Source organism: Paramagnetospirillum magneticum AMB-1 (assembly GCF_000009985.1).
In the GTDB taxonomy this organism is placed as follows: domain Bacteria; phylum Pseudomonadota; class Alphaproteobacteria; order Rhodospirillales; family Magnetospirillaceae; genus Phaeospirillum; species Phaeospirillum magneticum.
Genome location: NC_007626.1, coordinates 1916764 through 1943017 on the forward strand (window position 1 = coordinate 1916764; position 26254 = coordinate 1943017).

Below are 26254 nucleotides of genomic sequence, written 5' to 3' on the forward strand. Positions count from 1 at the left end.
AGGGGGCTTCAATGGATCATGAAACGGATCGCATGCGGGTGGTCGTCGAGGCCGAAGGCTGGTTCGGCACCCCCTATCACCATAACCAGCGTCTCAAGGGGGCCGGGGTCGATTGCGCCCAGTTCCCGGCGGCAGTCTATTTCAATGCCGGCCTGATCTCCGAGGTGCCTAAGTTCGAGTACTCGCCGCAATGGCACATCAATCAGAAGGAGGAGCGCTACCTGGCGGTGGTGCGGCTCTATGCCGACGACATCGAGGGACCGCCTCTGCCCGGTGATTTCGTCATCTACAAGGTCGGCCACTGCCACGCCCATGGCGCCATCGTCGTCGCCTGGCCGCGTGTCATCCATGCGGTGAGGGGGCGCGGCGTGGTCTATGGTCATGGCCTGGACGAGCCATTCGCCAGGGCCCTGCTGAAGGACCGCGATCCCCTGTTCTTCTCCATCTTCACCCCCGGCCGGGTCGCCGCCCGCCAGTCTGAGGGGCGGGGATAATGGGTGGTCTGTTTGGTGGCAACGAGATCCAGCAGCCGACGGCGGCCCAGCCGACGGCGGCCAGCGGTGTCACCATCCAGACTTCCTGCTGGGGCAAGGTCAAGCCGGTGGTGGTGGGTACCGGCAAGCTCGCTCCCAACCTGATCTGGTACAACGACTTCAAGCAGATCGCCCATTCCTCGGGCGGCGGCGGCGGCGGCGGCGGCGGCAAGGGCGGCGGGGGCGGCGGGGGCGGCGGATCAAGCACCTCCTATACCTATTCCTGCTCGCTGATGCTCGGCCTGTGCGAGGGACCGATCCGGGCCATCGGCTCCATCTGGCAGGGCAACGACGCCACCGCCACCACCCTGGCGGCGTTGGGCTATACCGCCTTCCTCGGTGCCTATGGCCAGGAGCCCTGGGCGCATCTGGCTGGCTACACCACCGTCACCGAGGAACATACGGTGCCGCTGGAGGCGCCCTATCAGGTCACCGTCGATTACACCGGGGCTCCCTTCGCCGATCACGGGGTCAAGTATGGCGACGGCACCCCACTCACCGCGGTGACCGATTCGCCCGCCGCCGGACAATATGCGGTGGCGGACGGCGTCTACACCTTCTCGGCCTTCGATGCCGGCGCCGAGGCGGAAATCAGCTATACCGCCGCCGACCAGCAGCCCCCCAGCCAGGCCCTGGGCTATAGCGGCCTGGTCCACATCGCCGCCGCCGATTACGACCTGGGCAGCTCGGCGTCCTTGCCCAACCACAATGTGGAACTCTTCGGCTTCTACTCCGACTCGGTGCCCGGCCATGACGACGCCGATCCGGCCGCCTTCGTCGAGGGGTTGATGACCTCGGCCGACTGGGGGATCGCGCCGATGATCCCGTCCGTGATGGTGGGGGACCAGTCGACCTTCTCCGACTGGTGCGTGGCCTCCGGCCTGCTGATCTCTGCCGTCTATACCGAGCAGCAGACCGGCGCCCAGGTGATCGACGACATCGCGGTGGCCACCAATACCGATGTGGGTTGCCCCAACGGCGCCATCACCCTAATTTCGCGGGGCTGCAGCGTGGTGACCGGCAATGGTCGGACCTATACGCCGCCGGAAGCCAGTTTCGACCTGACCGACGACGATTGGCTGGTGGACAACAGCGCCACCACGTCGTCGGGCATGTCGTCATCGGCTCCCCTGGTGATGACCGCCGCCAACGATTTCGGCGCGGTCACCCAGGTGCAGGTGGAATACCTCAACCGGGCCTCGGGCTACAATCCGCTGCCGGCGACGGCGCGCTTGCTGGCCGAGATCCGCACCTACGGCCTCAATCCCGGCTCGGTCAAGCAAAGCCACCTGTTCGCCCTGCCATCGGCGGCCCAGGTCTCTGCCCAGTTGCAATTGCAGCGGGCCGCCATCCTGGGCACCTGGGCAGGCAGTATCGGTTCCGAGCATGTGGCCATCGAGCTGGGCGACGTTGGGTATATCTCGTCCGTCGCCAGCCGGGTGGCGCGGCGGCGGGCGCGGGTCAAGGAAGGCGAGCGGCGGGGCGACGGTTCCCGGCATCTGGTGTTTGAGGAGATCCTGCCGGGGGCGGGAATCGCCGAATCAATGACGGCGGTTACCGGCTTCGGCTTCTCCCACAATTTCAACCTCGATCCCGGCGACGTCACCGATGTGGTGATGTTCGACGCGCCGACCGAGCTGGCCGGCGGGCTGGAGATCTGGCTGGCCGCCTGCGGCGGTCCCAACTGGGGCGGGGCCCAGGTGTCGAATTCAGCCGACGACGTCACCTTCGCCCGCGCCGGACTGGTCACCGGCCGCGCCCGCATCGGTCGGCTGGTGGCTTCCCTGCCGGCGGTGGATGGCTTGGATACCACCAGTATTCTGGAATTGGACCTGTCCATCTCGGGTGGGATGCTCGATGCCGGGTCCCAGGCCGATTTCGACGCCCTGGCCACCCTGTGCTGGGTGGACGGCGAGTTGATCGCCTATCGCGACTGCACCCTAGTGGGGCCCAACCGGTACCAGCTGAGCCATCTGCGGCGCGGCCTTTACAACACCCCGGTTACGGCCCATGCCGCCGCCGCCAGCTTCGTGCGCCTCGATCAGGCCATCTATCGCCAGCCCTACGCCAAGGCCGACATCGGGTCGACCGTCTATGTCAAGCTGACCTCGTTCAACACCTATGAGGGGGCGCTGCAGACCCTGGACGAGGTGTCCTCTCATGCCCACGTAATCCTCGGCCCGCCGCGCCCCCCCATCCCCGCCGGCGTATCGGCGCAGCAGGCGGGCAACGTGGTCAACTTCGCCTGGACGGCCAATCCTACCTTTGCCATGGACATCGCCGTGGGGCCGCAGGGCTGCGCCTCGGGCGTCACCGTCGACCAGGCCTGGGCCGCCATGTCCATGGTCACCGAGGCGGCGCGGGGTTCCTATGACGCCAACGCCTCGCTGCTGCCCGGGGCGTACACCTTCGGCTTTCGCTTCCGCGACCCCTGGTCCGACCAATTGTCGGAAGGCATGACCACCGTCGACCTGGCCGTCACCAACGCCAACATGGTGATCCTGTCCGCCCCCCAGGGCCCGGCCTGGCCGGGCACGTTGAGCGGCTTCCTCGTTCACCCCACCACCGGCGTGCTGATCCCCGATTCGGTCAAGCTGGCCGGCGACCACACCAACGCTGAGCTGTTCGAGCAGTTTGTGCCCTATCCGGTACCGCTCAGCACCTACGACACGCCGGCCGTCGGCGATGGCATCATCGATACGGTGCGGGTCTACGGCGTGGTTGCGGCGGGGCTGGGGCCGGACGGCCAGGGCAACGTACTGACCTCCATCGCGCTGGACTGGACCACCAACGGCGTCCTGTACAACGGTGCCTGGACCAACTGGACCAGCGGCACCGTCACCGCCGCCTACGTCAAGGCGCGGTTGATCCAGGACAACAGCGCCGGAGCCTGCGTCGTCACCGGGTTCACGCCCACCCTGGACGTGACGCCCAAGTCCGAGGTGATCTCGGCCGTCGTGCCGGCCGGTGGCGGTGCCGTCGTTTTCGCCAAGTCCTACCATGCCCCGCCGTTGGTCAATCCCGGCGCCGTTGGTGCCGGCGTCACCGGCGCCACCGCCACTGCCGTCAACCGTACCGGCTGCATCGGCCATGTCTGGTCCAATGGCACCGACGTGGGCGGCACCATCATCCTGACCATAGGACCAAGCTCATGACCGGACTCTCCCTGACTCCCTTCGCTCCGTCGGTCTATGCCGGCGCCGGCGCCCAGACCGGCACCGGTTATCCCCTGGCCATCGACGCCGCCACCGCCGCCCTGTCCTTCGTCGCCGGCCCCTGGCAGCCCACCGTCACCAATACCGACATGGCGGTACACATCGCCGCCGGTGTGGTGCCGACCGCCAGTGGCATCACCAGTGTCTCCGCCCAGTCCGTCACCCTGGGGGCAGCGCACGCCACGCTGCCCCGCATCGACCGGGTGGTGCTGGACCGCGTCACTGGTACCGCCAGCGTGGTGGCCGGCACTGCTGCCGCCAGCCCTGCCGCCCCGGCGATCCCCGCCGGCAAGCTGCCCTGCCTCAAGATGCTGGTGCCGGCCACCGCTACCACCGTTCTCAACACCAACGGCACCGATGAACGGGCGCCGTGGCTGCTGGGGTTGGGGTCGGCGGCCTTTCTCGTTGCCGGTGCTGCTATCGGTAATGTGCTGCAACTGGGCAACGTCGGAGGAAATCCGGCCCTGGGCATTGTCGATGCCAGTCAAGTAACCGGTATTACCGCCGCCCAGATCAACGGACTGGCCACGGCAGACCTGGTCGCCCGCGACCAGATCGCCGCGACCAATCTGCGCCTTATGCTCGCCACGTCGATCAGCACTGGTGCCCTGGTGCAGGGCAAGCAATGGGAACTGGGCAGCGACGAGTGGTCGTCGGGGAGTTCTGGATACACCTACGTCTCTGCCGCGCCCTCATATTATGGGAGTCAGAGTGCAGCCACCACGGGCAATACCCGTGCGTCGGATGGCAGTCCGGGGTCATCGTGGACTTATACCGATCGGGCATATTCGATCCCCAACAGTGTCACCGTGACATCGCTTGGCATCTGGTCAAATGCCACGAGCGGCAATGGCACGCTCTATATTATGGAGAGGACTAGCGCGGGGAATTATGCGGTAAGGGCCAGCCAAGCAGTCACTTTTACTGCGACGGGATGGATCGATGTGACTCTGTCATCACCATATGTCGTCCCCGCCAGCGGGACATTTTATGTTGGCGCGTGGTGCAATGCCTCGGTCGGGGTTACCTCAAGCGGGGCATTTGCGACCTACAACGGGCAGGCGTCGGGCAGCTTTTCAGCCAGCGAAACCTCAGGTTCGATGCATGTGACACGAGTGACCTACACCAGTGGGGCGAGCAACATGACGTTGCTGTCCCCCGCCGTCAGCGTGTCGGCCGCCCCGAGCTATGCGGACCTGTACTTCCTCTACAAGGATGACAGCGGCTCGGCGGTGCTCGGCACCGACCTGACGGTCGAGTTGTCCGGTAACGGATCTGTATGGGTGGCGGCCACCATCAGCAGTCTGATCGGCGCTGTGGGCTATGACGGAACTTACAGCGTATTGCGCGCCCGCGCCAATGTCTCCGGCCCATCCAGCGGGACCAGCCTCAGGGCCCGCTTGAAGACCCTCAACACCAAGGCTCAGCGCGTCGCCGCACCGGCCCTTTATGCGGAGTAACGACCATGGCTCAATGGCTCACCGATCTGATTGCCATCCTCCAGGACGAGTATGCCGCCCAGGACATCGCCTGGATCGAGGTCGGGTGGGACACAAAACGGCGCCGGCTGATCGCCATCCGCTGGCCTGCCGGCGCTCAATCCGAGGCCATGCAGGATCACCTCAACGGACGTATCGAGGCCGACGGTGGCAAGTGGGAGCGGATGCAGGCCGAGATCGCCGCCATCAAGGCCGCGATTCCGAAGGAGTGAGGTTATTGATTCCCGTTGGTCTCGGCCGGCGGGGGGATGGGGTGTTGCGAGCACCCCAAACCGCGAGAGGGCATCTCGCATGACCAAAACCGGCCAGTCTTGGCCATCCCCGCACCCGTGCACGGGCGGGGCGTTTGTAATGGTCAATGCCCATGGAGTCCATCCGTTGCGGGTGTGGCCGGCTGCTGCTCAAGGCTGCCGGCCCGCTCGATATCGAGGTCAAATGCCCCCGCTGCGGGGCTGTCAACCGCATTCAGAGGGCCACGAGCCCCCAGCCCGAGCGCCGAGGAGCGCCCAGGGAACAGCCCGATGACCATAAACCCCCACCATGAACGCATTGCCCCGGTCAAGCCGGCGGCGGCCTATATCGGCGGCAAGCGCAACCTGTCCAGGGATCTTATCCAACTGATCCAGTCCACTCCCCATGACGTCTACGCCGAGGCCTTTGTCGGCATGGGTGGCGTGTTCTTCCGCCGCACGGTGGTGCCCAAATCCGAGGTGATCAACGACGCGTCCCGTGACGTGGCCACCTTCTTTCGCATCTTGCAGGAGCACTACCCGCTGTTCATGGAAGTGATCAAATACAAGCTCACCACCAGGGCGGATTTCGAACGTCTGTGCAAGGTTGACCCCGACACGCTTACCGATCTCAACCGGGCCGCCCGCTTCTTGTATTTGCAGGCTTGCTCCTATGGGGGAAAGGTGGCCGGGCGCACCTTCGGCGTTGATCCCACCAGGTCGGGACGCTTCAACGTCACCATCCTCGCCCAACGCCTAGCCGAGATCTCCGAGCGCATGGCCGGGGTGGTGATCGAGTGCCTGGACTTCGAGCCGTTCATCCGGCGCTACGACACCGCCCGCACGTTGTTCTTCTGCGACAGCCCCTATGTGGGTACCGAGGACTACTATGATGCCAGCCTGTTCCAGGAAGAGAGCCTGTGGCGCCTGGCGGCCACCCTCAAAGGCATCAAGGGACGCTTCATCGCCACCAACCTCGACCACCCCAAGGTCCGCGACGCCTTCAAGGGCTGCGAGATCCGCGAGGTGAATGTGACCTACACCGCCGCCGGCAAGGGACACTCCAAGCAGGTGGGGGAGCTGATCATCATCGGGGGGAAGGGGGCGGGTTAAATGGGGAGATCAAGGCCGATTCAAAAGTCTGGCGCCCGGCTGTTTTAAAAGGTCGGACAGGTCGGCCTTTGTCATCCACCGGCAGTCGGCCAAGACCCCCTCTCCAACGACGGCAACCACCTCCTCGTCACCGTCGGGGATATTGGCCAACATCTCGGCTTGGTTGGCCCAATAGGCGGTGGCCGCCCTGATCTGATTGTGATTGATGAGGGCCTTGACCTTCCCGCCCCAGGTCGTACTGGCATAGACCACGAAAGGGGAGACCGCCAGGAAGGCCACCGCAGTCTTGATCAGCAGACGACGCACAAAGAGACGATCTTCCTGTTCCCGACGAGCGATATGGGCCGACCAGTCATAATGGGGAGAAGGGGCGTTGTCGTTGGAGCCCGTCGCCGAAGCCAGAATGTCCCGGATGCGGGCTTGCAGTTTCGTCTTGCTGTCCATCGGTCAGTTCGTCGGCAGTGGTCAGGATCGAATATCCTCACCCAAGCCCCAATGGACGCAAGCGGGCAACCAATTATGGATTGCTACAAAACCTTGTGTCCCCGGCTCCAAAACCATGTGGCGCGCTACACCGTGCCCCTGGCCATGCGCAGGATGATGCTGACCTCAGAGACCGGGAGGGCCTTCAAGGTCGATCACTTCCGTCATGTGATGATCGCGGCATATCAGGCCGTTGATGGCCTGACGGTCGGTCTGGAAGCCGGCGGCGTCACCACCCATGGTCTGCGCTATACCGCCGCCACGATCCTGCACGAGCTGGGGAATGATTGGGAGACCATTGCCGCCATCACCGGTCATGAGACTGTCCAGATGGTGCGCAAATACACGGACAAGAAGCGCCGGGCGAAGCTGGCGATTGCCAGCCTGAATGCCGCCCGGAAAGGGGTGGGGAGGGGCGGTCATGGGAACCCATAACGAACAGGTTTGCAAACCGTCGGCAGATCGGGCTGCAAACCAATGACAGCCTTCCTGACCAATGCAGGGCTGGCCCAAAAGTCAAAGGCCCCGGAAGCGCTAACTTCCGGGGCCCCTGAATTTGGTGGGCGCACAAGGACTCGAACCTTGGACCAGCTGATTAAGAGTCAGCTGCTCTACCAACTGAGCTATACGCCCTCAGTGTCTCCGGTTTCGGCCGCAGCCCCCGCCGGAGGGCCGCTTTATAGGTCGAACGCCGGGCCTGTGCAAGCGGAAAATTCACTTCACCGCGCACTCTTTGCAATGACGCCTTCAGAGCGTAAAACCATCCCCGCAATATCACATCCCGCAAGGGGGAGAGGGAACGCCGCCATGACCGAGAGCACCAAGTACCTGTTGTCCGAGGATCGCCTGCCCAAGGCCTGGTACAACCTCAATGCCGACCTGCCGGTGCCCGCGCCGCCGCCGCTGCATCCCGGCACCGGCCAGCCCATCGGTCCCGACGATCTGGCGCCCATTTTCCCCATGGCGGTGATCGCCCAGGAGGTGACCGCCGAGCGTTGGGTCGAGATCCCCGAGCCGGTGCGCGAGGTCTATCGCCTGTGGCGCCCGGCGCCGCTGATCCGCGCCCGCCGCCTGGAGAAGGCCTTGGGCACCCCTGCCAGGATCTATTTCAAGTACGAAGGCGTCAGCCCGGCCGGCAGCCACAAGCCCAACACTTCGGTGCCCCAGGCCTTCTATAACCAGCAGGAAGGGGTCAAGCGCCTGGCCACCGAGACCGGCGCCGGCCAGTGGGGCTCGTCGCTGGCCTTCGCCGGCTCGCTGTTCGGCCTGGAGGTCGAGGTCTTCATGGTCAAGGTCTCCTACGAGCAGAAGCCCTATCGCCGGGCCCTGATGGAGACCTATGGCGCCAAATGCATCGCCAGCCCGTCCAACCTGACCCATGCGGGGCGCTCCATCCTGGAGAAGGACCCCCATTCCAACGGTTCGCTGGGCATCGCCATTTCCGAGGCGGTGGAGATCGCCGCTTCGCGTGACGACACCAAATACGCCCTGGGCAGCGTGCTCAACCACGTCTGCCTGCACCAGACCATCATCGGCGAGGAAGCCATGATGCAGATGGAGATGGCCGACGATCACCCGGACGTGGTCATCGCCTGCACCGGCGGCGGCTCCAATTTCGCCGGTCTGGCCTTCCCCTACATCCGCGAGAACCTCAAGGGTGGCAAGACCCGGGTCATCGGTGTCGAGCCCGCCTCGTGCCCGACCCTGACCAAGGGCCTCTACGCCTATGATTTCGGCGATACGGGTAAGCTGACCCCGCTGGTCAAGATGCATACCCTGGGCGCCACCTTCATGCCGCCGGGCTCGCACGCCGGCGGCCTGCGCTATCACGGCATGGCGCCAATGGTCAGCCACGTCAAGGAGCTGGGCCTGATGGAGGCCCGCGCCTATCACCAGACCGAGTGCTTCGCGGCGGCCGTGCAGTTTGCCCGTGCCGAGGGCATCGTCCCTGCGCCGGAATCCTCCCACGCCGTCAAGGGCGCCATCGACGAGGCGCTCCGCTGCAAGGCCGAGGGCAAGGCCGAGACCATCCTGTTCAACCTGTCGGGCCACGGCCATTTCGACATGCAGGCCTATACCGACTTCTTCGCCGGCAAGCTGAAGGACAACACCTACGCCGAGGCCGACCTGCAGGCGGCCCTGGCGGAATTGCCCAACGTGGGGTGATCGCCGCTATCGGGCTATCGCCCAAACCCATTTGGGGCGATGCCCCAAGCCCCCTTTGATTTTATAGATAGAATCAAAGGGGGTTCGGGGTTCGCCCCGAGCGGGGGTGGGCGGCAGCCCACATTGGGCTGGCTACTCCGCCTTCTTCTTGCCGAAGGCGGAGAACAGGCCGCGCAGCGCGTCGCCGGCCTTGAGCTTCCTGGGGGCGTCGGAATTCTCTCCGGCGCCCTTGGGATTCAGGGCCTTGCCCAGGCCCTTTTCCACCAGCCAGCGTTGCAGGTCGTTGACGTCGATGGCCTTGACCGGCGCGGCCAGCGACCCCTCCAGGCGCAGCCCCAGGGCGGGGGCGTCGGGGGTGGCCAGCTTGAAGGCGATCTTCGACGAAATGGTCTCACGCGGGAGGTCGACGGTGGCGATGCCGGTGGCGCCGCCGCCTTCGGCCACCAGGGCCATGTCGCGACTGGCGACGATGCCCCTGTCGGCGTTGAAGGTGCCGGACAGGCTGGAAAAGCGGGACTTGCCGCCCGACAGCCCGGTCTGGATCAGCCCGAACAGGCTGCCCAAATTCTCTAGCCTGCGCATCTGCCCATCCAGGGCGGCAAGGTCAAAGCCGCTGACCTCGCCATCGGCCACCTCCACCTTGCCGTTGCCGGCCAGGCTGCCCACCAGGGCGGCGGGAGAGGTGCCGGCGGCGGCGAGGCGCAGGTCGGCGCTCATGCGGCCCTTTTCCAGTTTCAGGCCACCGCCGGCGGGCTTCAGCTGGGCGAGGTCGGCGCCCTTGAGGTTGGCCGACAGGGTCAGCCCGTTGGCGGCCAGCCGGGCGGCGGCGGCCAGATCGCCGCCCAGCAGGCGGGCGGAAAAGCGATCGAGATCGGCGACGCCCTTGGTCAGCCCCACATGGCCGCGCGGCTGCTCCAGGCGCCAGCCGGAGGCGGTGATGGCCTTGGCGTCCAGGTCGAGATCGGCGTCCAGCGCCTGCAGCCAGCCCAGGTCCAGGGGGGCCTTCGACCATGACGAGTTGGAGGACAGGGCGGCGGGAATGATCGGCGGCGGCGGCGGCGCGGCATGGCCGGTGCGGCGCCGAGGCTTGGATTCCTCGGCCTTGTCGCTCGCCTCGGCGGGCAGGAAAGGGTCCAGCGCGATGGCATTGCCCGACAGGCTGGCGGTGAGCTTGGGGCTTGCCTCCAGGGACAGGCTGGCCTTGCCGGTAACGAGGGCATCCCCCGCCTTGGCCTGCAGCTCGGACAGAGTGATGCGCCCCTCGCTGCCTTCAACCCGGGCGCTGACCGCCAGTTCGCCATTGCCGCGTGGGCGGTAGCCGGGGGCAAGGGCGCGGATGGCCTGGGCGAAGCCGGCGGCCCGCAGGCTGGCGCCGCCCTCCAGCCGGCCGTCGCCCAGGGTTCCGTCGAAGCCCAGGGCCAGACCGGGAAGGCCCAGTTCGGCCTTGAGGGGGATGGGCTGGGCGAGACCGGCGCTGATCATGCCGGTGATGCGCCGCTCGTCCAGGTCAAGGGTCAGGGCATTGAGAGAAAGGCGGCTGTCGGTCACCTGGACCTTGCTCTCAAGCTTCCCACGGATGGGGGTGGCGGCGGAGCCGATCCTCAACCACTTGCGTAGTTCAGGGAGATTGCGGCTCTCGGCCTTCAAGGTGCCGTCAAAGCGCGGGCGGCCTTCCGGTGTCACCATGGCGCCGGTCAGCTTGACCGAGCCGGCGCCCGGCAGCCGGGCCGAGGCCTGCGACAGGGTCAGGCGCTCGCCCTCCAGCAAGGCATTGATTTGAATGTTGGAAACGGTCTCGCCCCGCCATTTCAGCCTTCCGATGCCCACGTCGAGATTGGCGGCCAGACCGCGCGGCAGCTCGAAGGGCTGGGCGGCGGCGGGGGCCGCCTGCATTTGGGGTTGAGTCGGGGCGGGGGTCTGGGCGGACGCCGCCTGCTTTTGTGGTTGAGTCGGGGCCTGTGCCGTCGCCGCCGGGCGCCGGGTGTCGAGATCGAAGCTGTCGGCCCTCAGGGTGATATCCATCAGGGCCGGTGCCGTCAGGCTGGCCACCACGCTGCCGGTGATGGTGGACTCGCCCAGGATGATGCCCAGGTCCGAGATCACCACCTCGTCGGGCGACAGGCGCAACTCGGCCTGGGCGGACAGCGGGGCGTCGGGCAACTGGTCCGACCCGGCGGCGCGGGACAGGGAGGCCAGCGACAGGTCGATCTTGCCCGTCACGCCGCTCTTGCCGAAAGTGCCCTCGAAACTGGCTTCGCTTTCCAGGGAGGGCTGCGCCACTTTCGCCTTCAGCGGCGCCATGGCCTCGCCGGAGGGGCGGCGGCCCTGGGCCTCCAGGGTGGCGGGCCGTCCCCACAGCTTGGCCTCGCCCCGGACGGCAAAGGTCTCGCCCGTCATGGTGGCGCGCAGGTTGAGGCCGTCCAGGGGACCGGCGCGGCCGCCCTCGATGACCAAGTCCGTCAGTTCCGGTCGCCCGGCCAGCAGGGCGCCCAGGGACAAGCCGACGCGCACCCGGTCCAGGGCGGCGGTGCCGTCCACCGCCACCGAAGCCAAGGTCACGGCGGGGCTGGGGAGAATGCGCAAGGCGATGGGACCGGCCACGGTAACCTTGCGCCGCAGCAGGGCAGAGGCTTCAGCCTCGATGCGCCCCCGCCAGGCCTCGCCATCCATCAGGGCGGGCGCCGCAAGGGCAAGGATCAGGCCCCCACCGACGATGGTGGTGGCGGCGATGGCGACGGGTTTGCTGACCGGCAGGCGGGACAAGGGCGATCTCACAGGACCAGGGACAGGACCACCATCCATACTCCCAGAAGCCCCGCTCCGACCAGAACGAAGCGTCGTCAGGGTCCCGATACCGTCTTGACCGGCACTCGGCCACCCGGGCCACCGACATCACCGCCGCTCCCACCGGGGTGGTGCAGATGGACAGGGCCCAGGCGCCCAGCATGCCGCTGGCCATGATCAGCGGATTGATGCCGGCCGCCGAAAGGCTGCCCAGCGCATTGCCCAGCAAGGTGATGGTGACAGCTGCGAGATGCCCAGATGGGCCGCACCATTACCCCCCAGGCCAGCAGCACGGCCAGCGCGATGGGGGGCAGGGGGACCAGGGCGATGACCCGCGCCGTATCCTCGGGCGAGATGAAGGCCGCCACCACGGTGCCAAGGAACATGGCGCCCCCCAGCATGGCCACTTCCGAGCGGGCGCCGGGCAGGCTGGTCCCCAGGCGGCGGAGGAACAGGCCGGCGGTCGTGGCGGCCCGGCGGAGCACGGGGCCTTCCTGCTGGGTGAACAGCCAGATCACCGCCGCCGGCGGTACCACCATCATGGCGCCGACCACCAGACGGGTGCCCAGCGCTTCCGCCAGGGCGACGGCTCCGACCACGATGGCGCCCACCAGCAGCACTAGGCCGAGGATGGGGCGAAAGTCGGTCTTGTGCCGGTGGGGCGGCAGGCGGCGGGTGTGGGGCGGAAAGTCCAGGCGGTCCAGAATCCAGCCCCAGCCCATCAGGATCAGCGACAGGGCGACCTGGAGCGGCAGGAGATGCCACCACGCCAATCCGGGCACCACCTGCTGGATCACCGTGAAGGAGACGGCCAGGGGCGACCACACGGTCATCATGGCGAAGCCCCGCATGATGGCGGTCATCATGCGGCGCTTGCGGATGTTCTTGACGATCTCATCGCCGTTGGCGGCGTTCAGGGTGTTGCCCTTGGCGACCATCACCCCCAGCAGGGCCAGCACGCCGAAATTGAGCACCAGCGAGATCAGGTGGCTGCCCAGGCTCAGCGCGGCATAGCGGCGGCCCGGACGCTGGCGCACCATCTGCTCGCCGCAGCGGTGGATCAGGTGGGAGGTCTGGGCGCTGTCGCGCAGCATGCCCAGCGTGGTGAACAGGCCGACGATGAACGCGGCCTCGGCCATGCCGTGCCGCAGAACCGGCAGCGCCTGGGGCAGGAAAAGCGTGGCGACGAGGGCGGCGGCCGAACAGACCGCCAGCATCTTGCGGCCGCCCCGGGACATGGCGGGCCATTCCAGGGCCAGATAGAGGAGCAGGGCCGCTCCGGCCCCGTCACTGGCCCATTGCCAGCGGAACAGGGCCCAGCCCACGGCGCCGTTGATGACGACGATGATGGCCAGGGGCGACAGGACGGCCCCAATCTTGCCGCCCGTCACGACGGCGCGGGAGCGAAGCGCGAGCGCGGCGCCGGCAGGACCTTGGCGGGCTTGGGCAGGTCCTTCATCAGGCCCGGCCCGTTCATCATGGCAAAGCCGCCCAGTACGGTGCCCACCACCACCTTGCGCCGGCGCACGCCCCAGACGCTGACGCCCAGTCCGGCGCCCAGCGCCTCGCTCCTCACCCGGAGGAGGGCGGCCAGCAGGTGGTCGTCATCGGTCTTGTCGGCATTGGGCAGTTCCGCCAGATCGATGCTGACGGATCGGGCGCCCGCCGAGGCGGCGCGGGCCAGGGCCGGGTTGCTGAGCGGCACCCGCACCATGACTTCGCGGCAGAGCGGGCCGAGGGCGGCGATGGCCTCGGCCAGGGGTACCGGCGACAGGGTGGCCGGCACGCCGAACACGTCGATGATCAGCCCCCGGGCGCGGACCGCCTCGGGGATGTCGGCGAAGGGGGCCAGCACCGACATGCGGGCGGTGGTCCCCAGCGATCCCCAGTGCAGGGGAACGATGATGCGGGCCGGGCTGCCATCGGCCATGGCGGCCTTGATGCCGCGCACCGCCGCTCCCGCCGTGAAGCGGTCGATCAGGGGGATGGATTCGTCGCCCGGGCCGGGATAGGCGCGCGAGCCCTCATAGGCCGGCTGGCCGGGCTGGTCGACGCGCAGTACCTGGGCGCGATAGGCGCCGATCACCTCGCCCTCGTCCATCCAGGTGGGGCGCCAGACCATGGACAGGGCGGCGTCGCCCGGCATGGGCGGCGTGGCCTCCAGGCCGGGATCGATCTCTGCCGGAGGGCGCTCGGTGGCGACCGGCTGCCAGTTGGGGTCGGCCTTGGTCCGCGCCGCCCCGTCCACCACGGCGGCTTTCCAATTGGGATCGACCTTGGCCCGTTCGGCCGCATTCATGGCCGCCCATTGCGGCTCCTTGTCGCGGCGGGGGGCGGCATCGTCGGGTGGGGCGATGGGGGCGCGTGGCGATGCCTGTTCGGCGATCACCGCCCGGGTTTCGGTGACGGCGGCGGCCAGGGCCTCCAGGTCCAGCTGGCCATCCCCGGCCACGGCATCGGCCAGGGAGATTTCCGCCGCCAGGGCCAGGGGGCGGTCGTGGCCGGTGAACTGGCTGCCCACCAGTCGAGTGCCCAGCTCCTGGGCGATGCGCACGGCGCGCCGCCGCGCCTCAGGGGCAGGGGTGTTGCGAAACAGCAGGACGAACAGGTCCGAGCCCTTGCGGCCATAGACGTTGCCGGCGCCCAGATGGAGGTTGATGACGCCCTCGGCGATCAGCATCACCTTCTCGGCGATGCGGGCCCATTTGTCGCCCACCGCCTCGTGGAACTCCACCAGGGAGATCAGGTGCAGCTTGGTCTGGAAGTGGCCGTCATCCTCGGCCAGCAGGCTTTCCAGGGCCATGGTGAAGGAATCGTCGACCAGGGAGGACGACGAGACTTCGGCGGGCAGGACGATCTCTTCCTCTTCGACCGGCTTGCCGCCGCCCATCAGCCGCCCGATGGCGGCCAGCGGCCGGGCCAGCGCCGTCATCAGACCATTGCCGGAAGACTTGCCCTTCTTGGCCATGACGGGCCTTAGGCCTTGAAATACTTGGCGGCCAGTTCGACGTATTTTTCCGCCGAGACGGGGAAGAAGGCGATTTCCTCGTCGGACAGGCGGCGCAGCAGCTTGGCCGGATTGCCGCCCCACAATTCGCCCGCCTTGACGCGCTTGCCCGGCGTCACCACCGCACCCGCCGCCACCATGGCGCCCGATTCCACCACCACGCCGTCCAGCACCACGGCGCCCATGCCCACGAAGCAGGCGTCTTCCAGGGTGCAGGCGTGCAGGATGGCGCCATGGCCGATGGTGATGTCCGAGCCGATATAGGTGCCCAGCTTGCCGCCGGTGACGTGGATGACGGTGCCGTCCTGGATATTGGTGCGCTCGCCGATGCGGATCTCGTGGACGTCGCCCCTGATGACGCAGTTGAACCACACCGAGGTCCCGGCGCCGATCACCGTGTCGCCGATCACCACGGCGGTGGGGGCGACGAAGACGTCGGGGGCGATGGTCGGGCTGGTGCCCTCGAAGGGAAGAATGGTGCCGCTCATAAGGTCCTCACGGGAACATGGGTTGCTGGGCCAGGGCCGTGGTCTCCGGCAGGCCGAACATCAGGTTCATGTTCTGCAGGGCCTGACCCGACGCGCCCTTGACCAGGTTGTCGATCACCGAGGTGATGATGACCTTGCCCGGAACCCGGTCGTCGAACACGTTGATCAGGCAGTGGTTGGAGCCGCGCACGTGCCGAGTATGGGGCACCACGCCCTCGGGCACCACCCGGACGAAAGGTTCGCCGCCAAAGGTCTTGGACAGCTGGGCGCGCAGGTCGGCGGCCTTGGCGCCACCCTTGGTCTTGACGTAGATGGTCGACAGCATGCCCCGGCTCATGGGGATGAGGTGCGGCGTGAAGCTGACCAGCACCGGCACGCCCGCCGCCGCCGACAGGCCCTGCTCGATCTCGGGGGCATGCCGGTGGCTGGCCACGCCATAGGCGTGCATGCCCTCGGTCACCTCGGTGTAGAGGTTGGCCTCCTTGGCGGCGCGCCCGGCGCCCGACACGCCCGACTTGGCGTCGATGACGATGTCGGCCGCCTCGATCAGCCCGGCCTTCAGCAGGGGGATCAGGGGCAGTTGCACCGAGGTGGGATAGCAGCCGGGATTGGCCACCAGCCGCGCCTTGGCCACCGCGTCGCGGGCCAGTTCGGTCAGGCCGTAGACCGCCTGCTTCTGCAATTCGGGCGCCCGGTGCTCGTGGCCGTACCACTGGGCGTAGGTGTCCACGTCGAACAGCCGGAAATCGGCCGACAGATCCACCACCTTGACCGAAGCGGGCAGGGCGGCGATCACTTCCTGGGTGGTACCGTGGGGCAGGCAGCAGAACACCGCGTCCACGGTGGTGAAGTCCACCTGGTCGATGGCGACCAGCGTGGGAAGCTCCAGCCCGCCCAAGTGGGGGAACACGGACTCCATGGACTGGCCCGCCTTGCGGTCGCCGGTCATCACCTTGATCTTGAAAGTCGGATGCAGCGCCAACAGGCGCACAAGCTCGGCTCCGGTGTAGCCGCTGGCTCCCAGAATGGCGATGGAAACGTCCTTCATGATCTCCTGCTCCCTTGACTGTGGGGGAGCGGACGATAGCAGGCCCAATTGGGCGCGACAACCGCGCGAACTTGACGTCTCCATTGCGGTATTGTAGATGCCTGTCAGTCCTGCATCCCGGAACACGGTGAAATTCCGTGGCGGTCCCGCCGCTGTAATCGGGGACATGGGACCACGGGGCCCCTGGGCCCAGCCACTGGCGAAACGCCGGGAAGGCGTGGTTTCGTGGCTGATCCGAGAGCCAGAAGACCTGCAGGACGATGGTTAACGAGGGGTGAAATCCGATGGCAAAGGGTTTCGGCTGGTGCGCATCCGCGCCCCAACCGAAAAGCCTCTTTGGCATACGCAAGGATTATCGCCATGACCAAGACCGACCCCAAACCCCGCCCCACCGTCATCGCCAGCCGCAAGACCTGCGATGCCGAGGGCACCGGCCTGTCCCATTACGTCCTGATGGATAAGCAGGTGAAGCGGTGAACCAGGCGGCCCCCCTCCGTGGGGGCCGTCTTCCCGACGGCCTCCAGACCTTCGAGATCGGCCATGCCGATTACACCGCCCTGATCGACGCCGACAACGCCTTCTGGGCGCTGGTGCGCAAGGACGAGATGGAGCGAGTCCTCGACAACGGCGCGCTGGAACGCGACTGGCGAGCCAAGCGCGAGGATTTCGCTCGCGAGATGGACATGCTGCGCTTCCATCTCAAGCCCTCGGCGGTCTATTTCAACCCGACGGAACGCTGCAACCTCGATTGCTCGTACTGCTACATTCCGCAGACCATGCGGCGCAGCGGCGAGCATATGAGCCGCGACCGGCTGATGGAGGCCATGGCCCGTCTCGACGAGTACTTCTCCCGGACCATGCCCGAGGGTCGCAAGCCGCAGATCATCTTTCACGGCGCCGAACCGCTGCTGAACCGCGATGCCATGTTCGAGGCCATCGACAGCTATTCCGACCGCTTCCGCTTCGGGGTGCAGACCAACGCCACCTTGCTGGACGCGGTAACGGCGGAGTTTCTGACCTCACGCGGGTGCGGCATCGGCCTGTCGCTGGACGCGCCGACACCCGAGGTGGCCGACCGGTCGCGCAAGCGCTGGAGCGGCGACGGCGTGTTCGCCTCCACGGTGGACGCCATTCGCCGCCTCAAGGGCTATGCCGGCTTCAACGTCATCTGCACCATGAACCGCGAGAATCTGGGCCAGTTGACCGAGATGGTGGAGTTCCTCCACGCCGAGGAGGTCCCCGCCTGCATGCTCAACGTGGTCCGCTGCACCCAGCCGGGTGGCCAGGATTCGTGGGCCGAGGATCAGGCGGTGTCCAAGGCCTATCTGGCGGCGCTGGACCGCAGCCACCAGCTTTACCGGGAAACCGGGCGCAAGCTGGTGGTGGCCAATTTCGTCAACATCCTGATCTCCATCCTGGCCCCCACCGCCCGGCGGCTGATGTGCGACATCTCGCCCTGCGGCGGCGGACGGTCGTTCTTTGCACTGGCGCCGGACGGGTCGCTGTTCCCGTGCTCGGAATTCATCGGCCTGCCGGCCTTCGCCGGCGGCAACCTGTTCACCGACACGGTGGAAGACGTGCTGGAAAGCCCGGCCTTCAAGCTGGTGACCGGGCGCAAGGTCGAGGACATCAAGGCCTGTTCCACCTGTCCGGTGCGGCATTTCTGCGGCTCGCCCTGTCCGGCCGAGGCCCACGAGGCCAATGGCGGCATGGAGCAGATCGGGGCCTATTGCGGCTTCTATCTCGATCAGGCGCAGTACGCCTTCCGCCTGATCGCCGACGGTATCGCCGAGGATTACATGTGGGACGGCTGGGACGAGGGCACCGAAACGGCCTTCGCCTTTGGCTGCTGATTTCGGAGAGGCGTATGCGCAAATTGGAATAGGTATTCGCCACGGGTCGCGTTACCCTGGCCGAGGACTGATCCAATCAGGAGGGGACATATGGCTAAGATTTTTTTTGCGATGACCTTGGCTTTCGGGCTGCTTCTGGGAAGCGTCGACGCCCGTGCGGCCGGTGCCATCGCCGTTGACGACGAGGCCGGCTCCAAGGCCGATGAGGTGGGGTATGGCATCGGCACCGGATCCAGCCGCGAGGAAGCCGGCGCCGACGCCATGCGCGAATGCAAGAAGGCTGGAAACTCCAACTGCAAGGTGGCTGTGCGCTACGACACCTGTGGCGCCTATGCCGCGTCGAAGAGCTACAGCGGCATCGGTTGGGGCTCCTCTGAAGGTGCCGCCAAGTCCAATGCCCTGGAAGCCTGTGGCTCCGGTTGCAAGGTCGTGGTCGCCGACTGCCAGTAATACCAAGTTACGGTGATCGGGAACGATCACCGTAACGCCCTCACACGGCGGGCGGGCGCGAGCGCCCTTGCCTTGCACGCCATAAGGCGCGCGGCGCCTTGCGCCTAACCAAACTGCGATGAGTTGAGCTCATCACAGTTTGGTGTAACTCCCGATCACTGTTTGGTTGGACGGGGCATGGGCGGTTCTTCGGCCGCCGGCCCCGTTTCGACTTTCTGGGGCTCGGCCTTCGCCGCCTTGTCCGGAGCGGGCAGGGGCTTGGTCTCCACCTGGGGCAGCGGCACGGCGCTGTCGTTGGGGGCGGGCTTGGCCTGGGCCGGTGTTTCCGATTGCGGCGGTGCCGGGGGCGGCGTGATGGCGGCGGGCGCGGCAGGCGCGGTCCGGGCGACCGGAAGGGCGCCGCTTTCCAGACGCGGCAGCATGGCGCTCATCACATTGGTGGCCAGATTGTGGGAGATGACGGCCAGCTTGGGCGGCTTGCGGCGGCGTTCATAGCCGCTGGAGGTAGCCTTGTAGCGCTGGTCGGCGCGCTCGGGGCCAAAGCTGTCGTCGTCCTCGTCGGGCAGTTCGAAGCCCCGCTGCGAGGCGGTGGCCTTGTCGGTCTTCTGCCATTCCTTCAGGGACCGGCTGTTGACCATCCCCAGGACCCGGCCGGTCTTGACGTCGATGATCCGGGCGCGCAATTCGTAGCCAGTGGTCGACAGGGCGGAATCCGCCACCAGAACCTCGATCATCACGTCGGCCATGGTCTGCATGACCATGACCTCCACCGTCTTGGGATCGATCTCCTCGGCCCCAGCCCCCATGATCCGGGTGACCACCGTGCGGTCGACGATCTGGGCGTCGGCTTGCAGGAAAGGCGCCAGGAAGCCGTCCTGGAACTCCCAGTCCCAGGTTTCCTCCCGGGCCGGGCGCTCGGCCGAATCGCCGGTCCGCCGCTGGGTCTCGGTGACGCTCTGGCGGCCGCCCGATTGCTTGAGGGTGAGATCGCCCTCGGTGGCGTTGCGGGTCTTGTCGGCGGTGACGGTGCGGCTTTCCGAGTACCACTGGGCCAGGGTGTCCGACAATTGCCGGTTCCACCAGATGGTCAGGCGCGGCCGCCCGGCCTGGGCATAGGCGTCGCGGAAATGGGCGATGACGTCGTCCTGGGGCTTGAAGGGATCGGGCCTGGCGGCGATGGCGTCCAGCGCCTCGCCGCCGTCGCGCACCGGCGGCGCGACCTTGGGCGGAGGCTGGTAGGGCGGCACCTTGGCGCCCACGGTCTGGGCCGAGGCGGGAAGCGCCACCAGCAGGGCGAGGGCCGAAACGGCCAGGATGCGCGGGATCATTGGCCTTCCCTCATCTCGATCATGTAGCCGTCCACGCTCTTGTCGCCCAGCGACAGCTCGCGGTAGGTGTTGGAGGTCCGTGCCCCCAAATGCAGTCGACGCCAGGCGCTGACCGGTTCGCTTGCCGCTCCGTCATGGGCGTAGAACTGGGTCCGGGCCTCGGCGTTCAGGGGGAAGTCGGTGCAGTTGACCACCTGGGCCACCACCTCTACCGTTCCCGTCTCGGTGCGCCGGGCGGCGATGGAGCGCACATAGAGCTTCCGGATGATGTTGGGGTCGGTGATGCTCACCGAATTCATGGGCATTTCCTTCAGCGGCGACTTCTCGTCCTCGACCATGGCGGGACCGGGGACCAGATCGCGCTGGCTGGCGACACGGGACATGTCGCAATGGGGGGCCGGGTCCAGGGAGGCGCAGCCGCCGAGCAGCAGAAGGCCGAAAGCGGGAACGAACAGGCGCTTCATGGAAGTCACTCCTTGGATTTGGCCTCCGCCACGGGGATCTTGGCCTCCGGGGCGGGGATGACGATGGGCGAAGCCATCACATCGGGGGGGACGCTGTTGGGGGCGCGGGGATTGCGCGGGATGGTCGGGCCGTGATGCGCCCAGACCAGACCGCATTTGCCGGCCCGCCGGATGGGAACCTCCACCGTTTCCAGCGTGGTGCCGCCGGCAGAGCGGAACTCCACTTGCAGCGCGGTCAGCTTGTCCGGCAGGGTCAGGGTCAGTCCCTGGACCCGATCGGAGAGGTTGTCCCAATAGCGGGTATCGGCCTGGGCTTCGATGGAGCTGGCGAACAGCTTGGACAGGCCTCCGATCACCGCCAGTCCGGCCCCCACCATGGCGGCGCCGGCCTGGGCCTGCTCGCGGTTCTTGCGCTGCTCCTTGGTCTCGTGCCGGCGCGGGCCGTTGTCCACGGCGACCTTGGCGGCCAGCACCGCGCCGATCAGGGCGACATTGCCCACCGTGTCGGCGGTGTCCTTGTAGTCGGCCTTGCCCTCCAGGATGGAGTCGAAGGGCCGTCCGCCCCGGGTGGAGGCCTGGCGGAAGATGTCTTCCAGCAAGATGGCATTGGCGCCGGGGTGATCCTTGGGGTGTTCTGGATCGGCCCAGGAAATGCGGGCGGTCTCGGTGCTGCCGCTGCGCTTGATCTTGAGGCGCGGCCCGTCGGAGGTCTTCACCGGAGCGGCGCCGCTCTCCACCAGGACCAGGATATTGTCCTTGTCGCGGGGCAGCGGCGCGTCCTTGTTGATGGCGCGGAATTCCTTGAAGTCCTCGGCGGCCAGGGAATCGTTCCCCGAGCAATGGGCGGCCCAGCCCTGCAGGAAGGGCATCAGGGCGAAATCGGCGCGGAACTGTTCTTCCTCGGCGAAGGAATCCTGCAGCAGGCCGCCCTTGAAGCTGGCCCGGGCATTTTCGTAATCGCCGGCCTTCATGTAGAGCAGACCGCGATAGTAATAGGCCATGACGCGCTCGTAGGGCTCGCCCTTGAAGTCCTTGGTGCCTTCCTTGACCCACAGGCCGCGCGCCCTGCGGGCGTCGTCGTTGTCGGCGTAGATGGCCTCGATGCCGCCCAGCGCGTCGTCGAACAATTGGGCGGCCAATTGGTCGCGGCCCAGGCCGAAGCTGGCCAGGCCCAGGCGCATGTCGTTGAGCACCCGGTTGCGGTCGCCCTGAGCCTGGGCGATGAAGAAATGGCGGCGCAGCTCGGTGGGCTTGTCGTCGAGATAGGCTTGGACCACGGACGGCGCCGGGCTGATCTCCTGCTCGCGCGTGGTGACGCAGCCCGAGGCCAGTCCGGCGATGATCACGCAGCTCAACCAGGAAGGCCGGGCGGCCATGGGGGTGATCCTAGCGATAGATGATGTCGTCCTGGGCGGCCTTGGCGAATTCGTAGATGCCGCTCCAGACGATTTCCGAGGTTTCCAGGTCGACCATCTCGAAGACGATCTGGTTGTAGCGCTGCATCATGCCGCTCTTGGGGTCGCGGGCATCGAGCGAGGTGATGCGCCCGCCCAGGCGGTAGTCGCCGCCCTTGGGGGCGCGGGCGGCGGGCTGGGTGGCCTTGTCCACCACGCCCTGGCGCTTCAGCTCGCGTTCCTTGGTCACCATGTCGGCGTAATGGCGCCCGACGAACTGCATGCGGCCGGCAGCGGCGCGGTTGAGTCCGACGCGCAGGCGGTCGGTGATGGAATTCTTGTTCAGGCGCGACGAGCTTTCGTTATGGAAATACTCGGAATCGATGATGACGTTGGGTGGCACCTGGGCATTGGCCAGCTTGGGCTGGGACAGCATGTCGCGCATCATCTGGTCGGTCATGCCGATGATGTCCTGGGACTCGATGCCGACCCCTTTGACCGCCCCGACGCTGCCGGGATCGATATAGACGCTGGAGCGGCCTTCGGTGTTGTCCACGCTCTGGCAGGCGGAAAGGGCCAGTCCGGCGGCGATGACGGAAGCAAGGGCGGGCAGGCGGCGCATGGCGAAGTCCTTAACTTAAGGCTTTGGAGAACCGATGATAGATTCATCCCCAATTGGGGCGATGATATGGCATTCCCTGTTGTCACGCATCAGGCTTCCGCAAACCTTCTTAGGCGGTTAGTATCGCCCGAACGGACCCGTGAGAGTCCGATGCGTGGGGGGATGGACTTGGCCTTGTCGGAAACCATGTTCGCATTGCTGGTCGAGGATTCTCCGACCCAGGCTTTGCTGACTCTTGCCGAGCTGGAAAAGCTCCCCAACGTCAAGGTCGACCATGCCGTGTCGCTGGCTTCGGCGCTGGAATTCATCCAGCGCAAGCGCTACCACGTGATCTTTCTCGACCTGACGCTTCCCGATTCCGTGGGTGATGAGACGGTGCGGCGCTTTTGCGGCGCGGCACCGGAACTGGCGGTGGTGGTGCTGACCAACCACGACGACGACCAGCAGGCGCTGATGGCGCTGGAGCAGGGCGCCCAGGATTATCTGCTCAAGGCCAAGCTGGACGCCGCCTCGCTGTCGCGGTCGTTCCGCTACGCCATTCACCGCAAGCGCGCCGAGATCCTGGTGCGCGAGGCCCGTGACGCGGCGCTGGAGGCCAATCGCCAACTCGAACGCCGCATGCGCCAGATCGATTGCATGTATGGCGTGTCGCGCATCCTGGAATCTCCGGAACTGCCGCTGCAGGTGGCGCTGGAGCAGGTGGTGGCCAAGGTGCCGACCGCCTGGCTGAAGCCCGAGACCATCGGCGTCCGCCTGTCCTGCCTGCCGGGCCTGCTGCCCAGCGGCATCGTTCAGACCCCGGTCTTCATGGAGACGGCCTATCGCCTGGAATCCCAGGTATTCGCCGGCTCGCGCCCGGCCGGGCGCATCGAGATCTGCTGGAGCGAGACGCCGCCCGCCGAAGGGGACGAGGCCTTTTCCACCGCCGAGCGCGAACTGGTGCGCGAACTGGCGCGCCGCATCGGACTGGCGCTTGAACGGGCCTGCGTCCAGAAGGAACTGGTGCAGCTGGCCACCACCGACTTCCTGACCGACGCCTGCAACCGCCGCCATTTCATGCAGAGCACGGTGGCGGAGATTCAGCGTGCCGGCCGTTACGGCCGCCCGCTGTCGCTGCTGATGATCGATCTCGACCATTTCAAGCGCATCAACGACGAACGCGGCCACGCCGCCGGCGACGAGGCGCTGAAGGCCTTCGTGGTCATGGCCCGCGACCTGCTGCGCGACCAGGACATCATCGGCCGAATGGGGGGCGAGGAATTCGCCATCGCCCTGCCGGAAACGGCGCTTAACCCCGCTTTGGTGGTGGCCGAGCGCCTGCGGATCCGTCTGGCGGGACTGCAGGTGCCGGTGGGGGGCGGCGAGCCCATCATCCTGAGCGCCAGCTTCGGCGTCGCCGAGTGCCGGGTGGGGGCGGGCGAGGGGCTGGAAGCCTGTTTGGGCCGCGCCGATGCCGCTCTTTACCGGGCCAAGGCCATGGGACGCAACCGGGTGGAACCCGCCGAATAGGGCCGCCGGCGCAGCCTTCGAACCTCCAGTTTCTTTTTATTTCAATGGATTAATAAACTGAAGGGTTTGGGAGGCTGGGCTTCCCGATTGGGGGATCGGGGGCGAAAGCCCCTGAAGCCGGGCGCTTCTAAAGCCGCCGCAGGCTGAACGGCCCGGTGCGGACATACAGCCAGGGGTACTGGTCGGCCGTGCGGCGCACCTGGGTCAGGCGCCAGGCCAGCAGCCCGATGACGGTCAGCACGGTGCTGTCCAGCAGCCAGCCGGCCAGGGACAGCAGCTCTCCGCCGAACAGCGCGAAGCCGAGGAAGCGGTCGGCGGCGCCCAGCATCAGGGTGTAGGGAACGACCTGCCAGAGCGGCCGCCAGGTGACGGCCAGGGCCTGACCGGTCATGAAGGCGCAGCCGCCCAACAGAACCAGGGTCAGCCCGACAAAGACGGCAACGGAAGTGATCATCCGTGTCCTCCCCCCAGGTAATGGGCGCGGATTTCCTCGTTGGCCAGCAATTCGGCGCCGGTACCGCTCAAGGTCACCTTGCCGTTGACCATGACATAGCCGCGATGGGCGAGGCGCAGCGCGTGGTGGGCGTTCTGCTCCACCAGGAAGACGGTGACTCCCTGCTCGCGGTTGATGGTGGCGACGATCTCGAAGATCTGGCGGACCACCAACGGCGCAAGGCCGAGCGACGGCTCGTCCAGCAGCAGGATCTTGGGCCGGCTCATCAGGGCGCGGCCGATGGCCAGCATCTGCTGCTCGCCGCCCGACAGGGTGCCGCCGCGCTGGGCCAGGCGTTCCTCCAGGCGGGGGAACAGGCCCAGCACCCGCTCCAGGTCCTGGGCGAAGTGGGCGGGATTGCCCCGCGCCGCGCCCATCTGCAGGTTCTCCAGCACGCTCATGCGGGCGAAAATCCGCCGTCCCTCGGGCGAGTGGGCCAGTCCGCGCCGCATGATGTGGTGGGTGGCCAGCCCGGTGATGTCCTCGCCCGCCAGCCGGACCGTGCCCGCCGTGGCGCGGGGATTGCCGCAGATGGTCATCAGCAGCGTGGTCTTGCCCGCCCCGTTGGCGCCCACCAGGGCGACGATCTCGCCCTCGGCCACATTGATGTCGACACCGTGCAGCGCCTGGATGCGGCCATAGCCGGAGTGAAGGCTTTCGATGCGCAGCATCAGCGGGCCTCCTCTTCGTCGGGCTCGCCCAGATAGGCGCGGATCACCGCCGGATCGGCCTTGATGGCGGCGGGGGCGCCCTCGGCGATCTTCTTGCCGTAATCCAGCACCACGATATGGTCCGAGATCTCCATGACCACGCTCATATCGTGTTCGATCAGCAGCAACCCGATGCCGTTTTCGTCACGGATGTCGAGCAGCAGGCGGTTCAGCTCCGCCGATTCGCGGGGGTTCAACCCGGCGGCGGGCTCGTCCAGGCACAGCAAAAGCGGCCCGGTGCACATGGCCCGGGCGATCTCCAGGCGGCGCTGATGGCCATAGGGCAGGCTGCCCGCCTCCTCGTCGGCCAGGGAGGTCAGGCCCACCTTGTCCAGCCAGTGCCGCGCCCGCTCCACCGCCCTTGCCTCGGCCCTGGCATAGCGCGACAGACCCAGCAACCCGGCCAGGGAGAACGCCGAGGCCCGCATCAGCGTGGTATGCTGGGCAACGATCAGGTTCTCCAGCACGCTCATGCGGGCGAACAGGCGGATGTTCTGGAAGGTGCGCGCCACCCCGGCCTTGGCGGAAATGGCGAAGTCGTCCAGACGCTCCAGCAGCATGGGGCCGGACGGATGGTCCAGCGTCATGCGCCCCACCTGCGGCTTGTAAAAGCCGGTGATGCAGTTGAACAGCGTGGTCTTGCCGGCGCCATTGGGGCCGATCACCGCCGTGATCTCCTTAGGGGCAGCCGAGAACGACAGATCGTTGACGGCGAACAGGCCGCCGAAGCGCATGGTCACATGTTCGACGGTGAGCAGGGCTTCGCTGCTCATGCCATGCCCCCTGTCGTGTCATCCCGACGACCATCGGGAGGAGGGATCTCGTCCTGATCCGCCCGATCCGGCATGACAAAGCCATGCCAGGC

At 66.9% G+C, this 26254-nt stretch carries 25 protein-coding genes, 1 tRNA gene and 1 riboswitch; of the genes, 12 read left to right on the forward strand and 14 right to left on the reverse strand.

Going from position 1 to position 26254, the window contains the following annotated elements; genetic code table 11:
* Positions 1 to 11: 11 nt before the first annotated feature.
* The 6 genes from AMB_RS09010 to AMB_RS09030 all read left to right on the forward strand — a co-directional run bounded on the left by AMB_RS09010 (position 12) and on the right by AMB_RS09030 (position 6590).
* Positions 12 to 494, forward strand: a complete 483-nt coding sequence (locus AMB_RS09010) for a C40 family peptidase (protein ID WP_011384185.1) — start codon at positions 12 to 14, stop codon at positions 492 to 494.
* Positions 494 to 3688, forward strand: coding sequence for a phage tail protein (locus AMB_RS09015; protein ID WP_011384186.1), 3195 nt, complete (start codon positions 494 to 496; stop codon positions 3686 to 3688). Before AMB_RS09010 ends, AMB_RS09015 begins: the two co-directional genes overlap by 1 nt.
* Positions 3685 to 5208 carry a hypothetical protein gene (locus tag AMB_RS09020; RefSeq protein WP_011384187.1) on the forward strand — a complete coding sequence of 508 codons (1524 nt, stop codon included), beginning with the start codon at positions 3685 to 3687 and terminating at the stop codon, positions 5206 to 5208. The genes AMB_RS09015 and AMB_RS09020 overlap by 4 nt, the downstream gene beginning before the upstream one ends.
* A gap of 5 nt (positions 5209 to 5213) precedes the next feature.
* Positions 5214 to 5459, forward strand: a complete 246-nt coding sequence (locus AMB_RS09025; RefSeq protein WP_011384188.1) for a hypothetical protein — start codon at positions 5214 to 5216, stop codon at positions 5457 to 5459.
* Positions 5460 to 5611: 152 nt separating this feature from the next.
* Positions 5612 to 5791 carry a Com family DNA-binding transcriptional regulator gene (locus AMB_RS26980; RefSeq protein ID WP_148207363.1) on the forward strand — a complete coding sequence of 60 codons (180 nt, stop codon included), beginning with the start codon at positions 5612 to 5614 and terminating at the stop codon, positions 5789 to 5791.
* Entirely contained in the window at positions 5769 to 6590 is an 822-nt protein-coding gene (locus tag AMB_RS09030) for a DNA adenine methylase (protein WP_043743981.1), read from the forward strand. Before AMB_RS26980 ends, AMB_RS09030 begins: the two co-directional genes overlap by 23 nt.
* A 9-nt stretch (positions 6591 to 6599) precedes the next feature.
* Here the strand turns inward: AMB_RS09030 and AMB_RS09035 are convergent, their stop codons facing one another.
* Positions 6600 to 7034 (reverse strand): hypothetical protein, encoded by a 435-nt coding sequence (locus AMB_RS09035; protein ID WP_043743983.1) that lies wholly within the window; start codon positions 7032 to 7034, stop codon positions 6600 to 6602.
* Between the two features lie 117 nt (positions 7035 to 7151).
* On the opposite strand from AMB_RS09035, the gene AMB_RS26385 reads away from it, so the two are divergent.
* Positions 7152 to 7508, forward strand: a complete 357-nt coding sequence (locus tag AMB_RS26385; RefSeq protein ID WP_158303955.1) for a tyrosine-type recombinase/integrase — start codon at positions 7152 to 7154, stop codon at positions 7506 to 7508.
* Between the two features lie 122 nt (positions 7509 to 7630).
* On the opposite strand, the gene AMB_RS09045 is transcribed toward AMB_RS26385, so the two are convergent.
* A tRNA-Lys gene (locus tag AMB_RS09045) sits at positions 7631 to 7706 on the reverse strand.
* Between the two features lie 174 nt (positions 7707 to 7880).
* Between AMB_RS09045 and AMB_RS09050 the strand changes: the two genes are divergently transcribed.
* Positions 7881 to 9239, forward strand: a complete 1359-nt coding sequence (locus tag AMB_RS09050) for a TrpB-like pyridoxal phosphate-dependent enzyme (RefSeq protein WP_011384192.1) — start codon at positions 7881 to 7883, stop codon at positions 9237 to 9239.
* A 132-nt stretch (positions 9240 to 9371) separates the two neighbouring features.
* On the opposite strand, the gene AMB_RS09055 is transcribed toward AMB_RS09050, so the two are convergent.
* The 5 genes from AMB_RS09055 to argC form a co-directional block, all read right to left on the reverse strand.
* Complete coding sequence (locus AMB_RS09055; protein ID WP_231849031.1) at positions 9372 to 12002, reverse strand: AsmA family protein; 2631 nt, start codon at positions 12000 to 12002, stop codon at positions 9372 to 9374.
* A gap of 77 nt (positions 12003 to 12079) precedes the next feature.
* Entirely contained in the window at positions 12080 to 13414 is a 1335-nt protein-coding gene (locus AMB_RS09060; protein ID WP_011384195.1) for a hypothetical protein, read from the reverse strand.
* Complete coding sequence (locus AMB_RS09065; protein ID WP_011384196.1) at positions 13411 to 14991, reverse strand: hypothetical protein; 1581 nt, start codon at positions 14989 to 14991, stop codon at positions 13411 to 13413. The genes AMB_RS09060 and AMB_RS09065 overlap by 4 nt, the downstream gene beginning before the upstream one ends.
* Before the next feature lie 8 nt (positions 14992 to 14999).
* Positions 15000 to 15518: a gamma carbonic anhydrase family protein gene (locus AMB_RS09070; protein WP_011384197.1), complete on the reverse strand. Its 519-nt coding sequence runs from the start codon at positions 15516 to 15518 to the stop codon at positions 15000 to 15002.
* A 7-nt stretch (positions 15519 to 15525) separates the two neighbouring features.
* A complete protein-coding gene (gene argC / locus AMB_RS09075; protein ID WP_173361910.1) occupies positions 15526 to 16569 on the reverse strand; it encodes an N-acetyl-gamma-glutamyl-phosphate reductase in 1044 nt (347 codons plus the stop codon).
* 81 nt (positions 16570 to 16650) lie between these two features.
* A riboswitch (cobalamin riboswitch) is annotated at positions 16651 to 16839 on the forward strand.
* 87 nt (positions 16840 to 16926) lie between these two features.
* Between argC and cbpA the strand changes: the two genes are divergently transcribed.
* The 3 genes from cbpA to AMB_RS09085 all read left to right on the forward strand — a co-directional run bounded on the left by cbpA (position 16927) and on the right by AMB_RS09085 (position 18869).
* Positions 16927 to 17043: a modified peptide precursor CbpA gene (cbpA, locus tag AMB_RS23750; protein ID WP_070108656.1), complete on the forward strand. Its 117-nt coding sequence runs from the start codon at positions 16927 to 16929 to the stop codon at positions 17041 to 17043.
* Positions 17040 to 18419: a peptide-modifying radical SAM enzyme CbpB gene (gene cbpB / locus AMB_RS09080; RefSeq protein WP_011384200.1), complete on the forward strand. Its 1380-nt coding sequence runs from the start codon at positions 17040 to 17042 to the stop codon at positions 18417 to 18419. The genes cbpA and cbpB overlap by 4 nt, the downstream gene beginning before the upstream one ends.
* A 90-nt stretch (positions 18420 to 18509) precedes the next feature.
* Entirely contained in the window at positions 18510 to 18869 is a 360-nt protein-coding gene (locus tag AMB_RS09085; protein ID WP_011384201.1) for a DUF4189 domain-containing protein, read from the forward strand.
* Between the two features lie 155 nt (positions 18870 to 19024).
* On the opposite strand, the gene AMB_RS09090 is transcribed toward AMB_RS09085, so the two are convergent.
* From AMB_RS09090 to AMB_RS25145, 4 genes are read right to left on the reverse strand one after another with little or no spacing between them, the layout of a single operon-like run.
* Complete coding sequence (locus AMB_RS09090; protein WP_011384202.1) at positions 19025 to 20197, reverse strand: hypothetical protein; 1173 nt, start codon at positions 20195 to 20197, stop codon at positions 19025 to 19027.
* The gene (locus AMB_RS09095; RefSeq protein ID WP_043743992.1) at positions 20194 to 20661 is read right to left on the reverse strand and encodes a hypothetical protein; all 468 of its coding nucleotides are present in this window, start codon (positions 20659 to 20661) and stop codon (positions 20194 to 20196) included. Before AMB_RS09095 ends, AMB_RS09090 begins: the two co-directional genes overlap by 4 nt.
* Before the next feature lie 5 nt (positions 20662 to 20666).
* Positions 20667 to 22037, reverse strand: a complete 1371-nt coding sequence (locus tag AMB_RS09100; protein ID WP_011384204.1) for a hypothetical protein — start codon at positions 22035 to 22037, stop codon at positions 20667 to 20669.
* A gap of 10 nt (positions 22038 to 22047) precedes the next feature.
* A complete protein-coding gene (locus AMB_RS25145) occupies positions 22048 to 22677 on the reverse strand; it encodes a penicillin-binding protein activator LpoB (RefSeq protein WP_043743995.1) in 630 nt (209 codons plus the stop codon).
* Between the two features lie 168 nt (positions 22678 to 22845).
* Here AMB_RS25145 and AMB_RS09110 point away from each other — a divergent pair, with 168 nt between their 5' ends.
* Positions 22846 to 24186: a sensor domain-containing diguanylate cyclase gene (locus tag AMB_RS09110; protein WP_231849032.1), complete on the forward strand. Its 1341-nt coding sequence runs from the start codon at positions 22846 to 22848 to the stop codon at positions 24184 to 24186.
* Positions 24187 to 24313: 127 nt separating this feature from the next.
* Here AMB_RS09110 and AMB_RS09115 read toward each other — a convergent pair whose 3' ends face one another.
* Genes AMB_RS09115 through AMB_RS09125 form a run of 3 tightly spaced genes read right to left on the reverse strand, consistent with a single transcriptional unit; the run spans position 24314 to position 26162 of the window.
* Entirely contained in the window at positions 24314 to 24640 is a 327-nt protein-coding gene (locus tag AMB_RS09115; RefSeq protein WP_011384206.1) for a DUF6867 family protein, read from the reverse strand.
* Positions 24637 to 25350 (reverse strand): ABC transporter ATP-binding protein, encoded by a 714-nt coding sequence (locus AMB_RS09120; protein WP_011384207.1) that lies wholly within the window; start codon positions 25348 to 25350, stop codon positions 24637 to 24639. The genes AMB_RS09115 and AMB_RS09120 overlap by 4 nt, the downstream gene beginning before the upstream one ends.
* Complete coding sequence (locus AMB_RS09125; RefSeq protein WP_011384208.1) at positions 25350 to 26162, reverse strand: ABC transporter ATP-binding protein; 813 nt, start codon at positions 26160 to 26162, stop codon at positions 25350 to 25352. The genes AMB_RS09120 and AMB_RS09125 overlap by 1 nt, the downstream gene beginning before the upstream one ends.
* Between the last annotated feature and the right edge of the window lie 92 nt (positions 26163 to 26254).